Here is a 7024-nt window from a genome sequence, read left to right as displayed (position 1 = left end):
ACGCCCATTGTAAGATTTTGACTTTATCGCGCGCTCGACCGCAAAAGACAAAAACCTGTTCGCTACAAGGCTCTTTTTCCAGATCGTACGCGACGATATTGCATAGCCCATCAATGGCTTTGCGCATATCGGTTGGCCCACAAATGAGGGTCACATTAAGTTGATCAGAAGCCGTAAACATGAGTCTTTTATTCCAATTTAAAAAATAAAAGACTTTATGGTTTTTGGAAGAGATTACTATGTGGGGTTTAGCCGACGCTCACATTTAAGCCTGTCTAGGTGATGACGGCCTGACGCTTATTTTCATTCCAATTATGAGAAAACAAAAAACTTTATGGTTTTTGGAAGGAATTACTATGTGGGCTTTAACCGACACATACTAAATAACAATTACGAGTGAAATGGTGAGAGAGGATATTGTAAATATGAGCCTGTTGTTCCTATTAAGAAAACAACAGACTTTATGAGATTTAAAAATTACTATACAAAGGTTAACTAGCTATTAGCTATAATTAAAGAGCTGCTGTAGTTCGTTTAAGAACTGAATAGTCATCAAGAGCATATGAAGAACAATCACAACCTACACCTGATTGTTTGATACCAACATGTGGTAGATCAATTCCATATTTGACCCCATTAATTTGAACCTCTCCAAATTCTAATAAATCAGCCGTTGATTGTGCTTTATTAGTATCTTTAGTAAACACATAAGCTGTCAAACCAGAGTTTGTATCATTAGACCTAGAAACTACTTCCTCTTGAGTATCAAATGTTGATAATACGATTACAGGTCCAAATATTTCTTTTTTATGGATAGACATATTATCAGTAGTATTACTCAATACTGTTGGTGGATAAAATGCGCCAACTGAATTAGTAGGCAATATACCGCCCGTTAATAAATCTGCGCCTTGCTCTATAGCTTCCTCTACCGTTTTATGGACACGACTTCTTGCATCTTTATCAATCATTGATCCCATATTAGAATCATCTTCAAAACCATATTTGATATTTTTTGTTTTATCTAATATTAGTTTAGTAAATTGCTTTTCGATCGATTTTTCAACAAAGACCCTGTTAGGTGTTACACAAATCTGCCCACAATTGCTGTATTTCAAAGAAGTTAAAATAGAGCTTGCTAAATCTAAATCTGCATCTTTATAAACAATAAAGGGCGCATTACCACCTAACTCCATTGAATACTTCTTAATAGTACTAGAGCCAGACTTCATAATTTTAAGCCCAGTAGCGGTAGAGCCAATTAGAGTCAAAACAGATGGAATTTCAGACGAACTCATAAAATCACATATTTCAGAATCTTCGCCAGAAATAATATTAACAACACCAGAAGGCAGTCCGATATCACAACATAACTTACCCACTATATATGCCGACAGCGAGGTTTTAAGAGATGGTTTTAATATGATAGGACAACCCGACGCCATTGCAGGTCCAATTTTAAATGCTAAATTAAGAAGAGGAAAATTCCAAGCAAGATAAGCAACTACAACACCTGCAGGTTCATAAGATAATTGATGCGTATGTGTTCCATCTTTATCCACTATCTGTGTAGGCTTATGAGCATGAATTATATCAGCATAAAAAGCTAATGAATTAGATAAAGAGTCTACATCTTCTTTCGTCTCCCCCCAAACTTTTCCTGTTTCCAAATGGACAGCTTTACGTAGTGCATCTTCATTTTCAATCACAGCATCTCGCAAACGAAGCATCCATTTTACTCTTTCGTTTTTAGACGTTTGAGCCCATTTTTTTTTCGCTGACTCTGCTGCAACTAATGCATCTTGTGCTATATTTTTATCAGCAATGAATACAGAAGAAACTAATTTATCTGTAGCTGGACACAAAACATCATAAGAAAATGGTGAATCAATTAACTTACCATTAATATACATTTTTTTTTCAAACATACTGATACCTCTTACAATAAAAACTAAATAACTGATTTAGGAATTGAGTTTGATGTTAGATCAAGCCAATCACATTCTTCTTCTGAAAGAACGATGTCTGATGCTAATGATGACGACACAATCTGTTCTGGACTTTCTGCACCATTAAGAGCTATGACAGGGAATGGTTGATTTATAATATAAGCAAGAGCAACCTCAAACATTGTCAACCCTTTCGCTTTAGCCAATAATTCAGCTCTTTCTTTTCTTTCAAAGTTATCATCATTGTAATAGGTACGGACAAGGTCAGCATCAGATAAGTCATTCCTGTCAGCACGAGTAAAAAAACCACGACCTAAAGATGACCAAGCCATCAATGGAAATTTATTATCTATAAACCACTTTCTTTTCTCTAAATCCATTGATTCTGTTTCTGGCCAGAATGGTTCTTTTGCGATAGCAAGTGAAAATTGAGGTGAAGATGCTATCATTTTCGCTTGACCTTTGGATTCCGCATATTGATTCGCTTCTTGAATGCGTTCGATAGACCAATTTGATGCTCCAAATGCCTTAATTCTCCCTTGAGTAACTTCATCATGTAAAGCATCCATTAATTCATTAACACTTTTACTTGTATCATCACGATGAAACATCCAAATATCTAGATAATCAGTCTGAAGACGTTCAAGCGAACCAGTAATTGCACTCTTGATATATTCAGGCGTTATTTTAGCACCACCCTCACCATGCAAAGGTGCACAATAGCCCGTTATCAAACCTTTTGAACAGAGAATTATTTTTTCTCGTATATCTTTGTTATTATTAAGCCATTCACCAATAACAGTTTCAGAGTATCCATGCTCTTCTGGCACGCCATACACTTCGGCTGTATCAATATATGTTCCACCGTTTTCAATAAAAGCATCAAGTAATTTAAAATCTCTTTCTTTTGTATCTAACCCAAAAATCATCGTCCCCATACCAATTGCTGAACACTGCTTATTTATTCCATCGATATAAAAAGTTTTCATTTCATCTCCTATATATTAATTTATTTTTTTTATACAGTCGTCACAATAATATAATTAAACTTTCTTTCCTTTTTTCCTGGAAATCGCATCAATTGCAACAGCGGAAACCAATATTAAAGCCGATACCATTAGTTTATCAGCAGTGGTCGCTCCAGTTAAATCCAGACCATTTCCCAATGAACCAATTACTAATGCACCTAAGATTGCATTCCATACGCTACCTCGACCACCAAACAGTGATGTACCACCAACAACAGCAGCGCCTATTGCATCCAATAATAAATTACCAGAAAAAGCATTATAAGAAACAGAAGCATACCGAGATGCTGCAATAATACCTCCTAGAGCAGAAACCCCACCAATAATAGCGAATGCATAAATTGTTGTTTTTTGGATTGAAATACCAACTCTTCGCGCAGATTCTTCATTACCGCCAACAGCAAATAAAGCCCGGCCATAAGGAGTATTTTTAGTAACGTATGAAAATAATAAAGTCAAACAAAGTAGAATAACGATTGCTACAGGAATTCCTCTATATGAATTCATAACCCAAACAAAAGTAATCGAAATAAGTGTGACTATGGATACTCTTAAAGTAGATATGAAAATAGATTCAACTTCTAATGACAATGCTGCTCTTTCTTTATAGTTTATGTAAGCGTTATAAATCATAAAAAGAATAACAAACGCCAAGATAATCCAGCTTGTTGTAGTCGGTAAGGTTTCTGTTGTAATACCTCGAATAAAAGAATCACGAACATTAATTGCACCATCATTACCTAAAATTTTAAGCATTACCCCTTGAAAGCCAAGTAAACCAGCGAGAGTAACAACAAAAGATGGAATTCCAATAATTGCTACGAGCAAACCTTGAACAACCCCGATTAAAATACAAGTAAAAATGGCAATAACACATGCTAGAGGAGCAGACATCCCAAACTGGGAAACTAGAACAGCCATAATTGCAGCACCAACTCCTGCTACCGCGGCAATGGATAAATCAATATGCCCGAGCAATAACACAATAGTGATACCCACAGCTAAAACAGCAACAACTGTTGACTGCAGAAATAAATAATAGAAATTTCTGGCTGAGAAAAAGGCATCTGTTGTCAAACCGAAATATAACCATATTACAATCAATGCAAGTGCGACAGGTAAAAATGTTGAAAATTTTGATTGAGTAATATTAGCAAATATATTTTTTGATTTTAATTCACTATTAGCAAGCATCAGCTAAGTCCTTTTTATCTTGGCTATCAGTTTCAACACCACTAGTCATAGCAACAACTAATTCTTGCGGTGTTATTTTTGCTGTTTCATAAATAGCTATTTGTTCACCTAAACGCATAACAGTAATACGATCAGCAACTTGAAATATATCTTTCAAATTATGCGAAATATATACAACTGAATGACCAGATTTTTTTAATGTTGAAACAATATCTAAAACTTGAGCAGTCTGGCTTACACCTAAAGCAGCTGTTGGCTCATCTAATAATACAACACTTGAATCACTGCTAACGGCTCGTGCAATTGCAATTGCTTGTTTTTGCCCCCCAGATAAAACACCGACTTCTAAACTTGTTGATCTTAGAGTTTTAACCTTAAGTTTTTCAATGGCTGCATGTGCCTTTTGAGTCATTTTCAACATATCTAAAGGCCTTAATGATTTAGGTAGTAATTTATAAATTCCACCTTTTGTTGGCTCATGCCCTAAAGATAAATTATCAATAACATCTAAATTGTCACAAAGCGCCAAATCCTGATAAACAATTTGAATACCCTGATTAGCTGCATCTGTTGGTGAGTTTATTGTTACATTTTTCCCATCAATCAAAAAATCCCCAGAATCGTAACTGTAAGCTCCTGCTAATACTTTCATTAATGTAGACTTTCCTGCTCCATTATCACCAACTAGAGCCATGACTTCTCCACGCCTTACAGAAAAATCTACATCTAATAATGCACGGACATTACCAAAACTTTTATTAATTCCACAAACTTGTAAGTGTGGATTAGTCATGTTTTCCATTTTTATTATCCTTTACAAAAAGCAACATTTTTAGTTAAAGAGTTACAAACATCTTTTTTCGTTATGGATATATCATTTTTGATAATATATGCAACATCTTCAGGTGTTTTAACAACTTTATATGGCACTTCAATAAAGTTCATTTCATGACCTACGCCATTTTTTATCTTTGTACTTGAAAGTTTATTCGCATTACCGTCTTTATTTATCAAAGAAACAGTTAATTTAGCTGCAAGATCAGCCATTTCACTAAATGGACGCCATATAGTTTCTGATTGTTTACCAAGTAAAATTAACTGTAGAGCTTGAGATGTAGCATCTAAACCAGATACTGGAATACCTTCCATATGTTGATCCTCTAAAGCTGCAATTGCGGCTGCCGCATTACCATCATTAGAAGCAACTACACCTTGAACATTATTATTAAGTTTCGTTAATGCTTGGTCCATTGAACGTCGTGCTAATGTAATATCCCAACCTGGAGTCCAGTTTTCATAACCATCTTTTCGTTCACCAGATTTGAATAAAGGTGCTAAAATTTCCATTTGTCCTTTATACATAGATCTAGCACCTGAATCAGTAGGTGAACCTTTCAATAAAACTAATGTATCGCCTTTCTTTGTTGCATCAACAACATCTTGAGCTTGAGTTCGACCAACCTTCACTAAATCCGATTGAATCCAATAATTAGAATTTTTTGAATTAATCATTCGATCATAGGATATGGTAGGAACACCATCTTGGGCAGCTGTTTCAGCAATAACTGCTGCGGCATCACCATCCACAGCTGCAACAACTAGTACTTTAGCCCCCCTAGTTAATGCCTGTTCAGCTTGATTTTGTTGTGTTTGAGTACTGTTATTTGCGTTATAGACTTCAACTTTAATGCTGGGATCTAATTTAGCCATATGCAGTTTATAGAAAAAAGCATCTTGTTTTTCCCAGCGAGGGTTTATATTTTCGGGTAATAAGAATGCAACCATATCTGCAGCATAAACAGATACAGAAGATGATAGAAGACATGCTGCTGTAAGTCCTGTGAATAGTCTTTTCATTTTAAACTCCAGTTATTATTCTTGTTAGTGGTAATTGACAATAGAAAGAGATAATTGACACCAAAATTAAAACATATGATGTTTATGCAATCAAGATGTTTGAAGAGTATATTTCAATATAAAATTCATCGCTTAATTTGTATCTCACGACCTCTGTACAACGTAAACAATGAGGCAAACTCCCCCGCACATCGCTTGTATCACCCTAAACAGAGTAAATAAATAACAAGTATTGTCTTTATTATCATTGATATCGCTGAATCCATATATCATGTACACACAATGAAGCAACATGAAAATCTTTCTAGCAAACATGTGAATAAGTGCCACTCATGAGATAATTGAGCTTAAACATTCGAGTCTTGCCATGTCACACTAACCTACCTTTGATGACAGTGAATTCACTTAGAATCCCTGATTGAACCGTTCTACCCGAATTTACCATTTGTTCGTGATCAGATAAAAAAGACCTAATAATAAGAGGAGAGGTTTGTTTTAGTTGTTTTAAATGATCTTTAAGAGGCGCCATTCCAAGGTATAAATCGCTAGGATCTGGATCGACAAAAACAACGTGATTTTGCAAACGTGTTGTTTTTTTTCTGCTTGGCGTTACCGCGCTCACTGAATAAATCGAATTGCTTTTCTCTGTGAACCTTGAGGCGAGAATTTGACGTCATAGTTGGTCTATTTATCTTTAATGCTGTCCCAATAATTATAAAATAATTTACCCCTTTTGCGACACCCTCTTAAAGGGACAAGACACTGGGTGTTTGCGTCTGATGATCGGATTAATGGCATAAGCCAACGGTTGCGGCAGTTTTCAGCTGCGACAGTTCTGATCGTAAGTGTAATGGTCTAATGATCTTGGAAGGTCTTATAGCCTATAATTAACTTTAATATAGGAAGTAAATCATGACCATTAATCCTCGTAAAACACGATTAAATTACACACCCAAACAGAGGTATGAATACGCCAGACTGATGGTTGAAGAGCAT

6 protein-coding genes are annotated in these 7024 nt (G+C 35.4%); all 6 read right to left on the bottom strand.

The genetic code is table 11. The features are described from left to right. A partial coding sequence (gene tnpB, locus E0D70_RS17345) for an IS66 family insertion sequence element accessory protein TnpB (RefSeq protein WP_133013520.1) occupies positions 1–181 on the bottom strand: 181 nt, incomplete at its 3' end. A 331-nt stretch (positions 182–512) separates the two neighbouring features. Then, the gene (locus E0D70_RS17340; RefSeq protein ID WP_133013519.1) at positions 513–1928 is read right to left on the bottom strand and encodes an aldehyde dehydrogenase family protein; all 1416 of its coding nucleotides are present in this window, start codon (positions 1926–1928) and stop codon (positions 513–515) included. Between the two features lie 23 nt (positions 1929–1951). Continuing rightward, positions 1952–2938 (bottom strand): aldo/keto reductase, encoded by a 987-nt coding sequence (locus E0D70_RS17335; RefSeq protein WP_133013518.1) that lies wholly within the window; start codon positions 2936–2938, stop codon positions 1952–1954. Positions 2939–2992: 54 nt separating this feature from the next. Continuing rightward, on the bottom strand, positions 2993–4171 hold the full coding sequence (locus tag E0D70_RS17330; RefSeq protein ID WP_133013517.1) for a sugar ABC transporter permease: 1179 nt from the start codon (positions 4169–4171) through the stop codon (positions 2993–2995). Beyond that, positions 4161–4973, bottom strand: coding sequence for an ATP-binding cassette domain-containing protein (locus E0D70_RS17325; RefSeq protein ID WP_207923298.1), 813 nt, complete (start codon positions 4971–4973; stop codon positions 4161–4163). The genes E0D70_RS17330 and E0D70_RS17325 overlap by 11 nt, the downstream gene beginning before the upstream one ends. 5 nt (positions 4974–4978) lie before the next feature. Beyond that, positions 4979–6028 (bottom strand): substrate-binding domain-containing protein, encoded by a 1050-nt coding sequence (locus tag E0D70_RS17320; RefSeq protein WP_133013516.1) that lies wholly within the window; start codon positions 6026–6028, stop codon positions 4979–4981. Positions 6029–7024: the final 996 nt, after the last annotated feature.

It is taken from the genome of Marinomonas flavescens, assembly GCF_004352835.1.
GTDB lineage: Bacteria > Pseudomonadota > Gammaproteobacteria > Pseudomonadales > Marinomonadaceae > Marinomonas > Marinomonas flavescens.
This window is presented reverse-complemented; position numbering and strand designations above follow the sequence as displayed.

Coding starts and splice junctions, on each gene's coding strand:
- E0D70_RS17340 (WP_133013519.1), bottom strand. CDS start 1,928: ATGTTTGAAAAAAAAATGTATATTAATGGTAAGTTAATTGATTCACCA.
- E0D70_RS17335 (WP_133013518.1), bottom strand. CDS start 2,938: ATGAAAACTTTTTATATCGATGGAATAAATAAGCAGTGTTCAGCAATT.
- E0D70_RS17330 (WP_133013517.1), bottom strand. CDS start 4,171: ATGCTTGCTAATAGTGAATTAAAATCAAAAAATATATTTGCTAATATT.
- E0D70_RS17325 (WP_207923298.1), bottom strand. CDS start 4,973: ATGGAAAACATGACTAATCCACACTTACAAGTTTGTGGAATTAATAAA.
- E0D70_RS17320 (WP_133013516.1), bottom strand. CDS start 6,028: ATGAAAAGACTATTCACAGGACTTACAGCAGCATGTCTTCTATCATCT.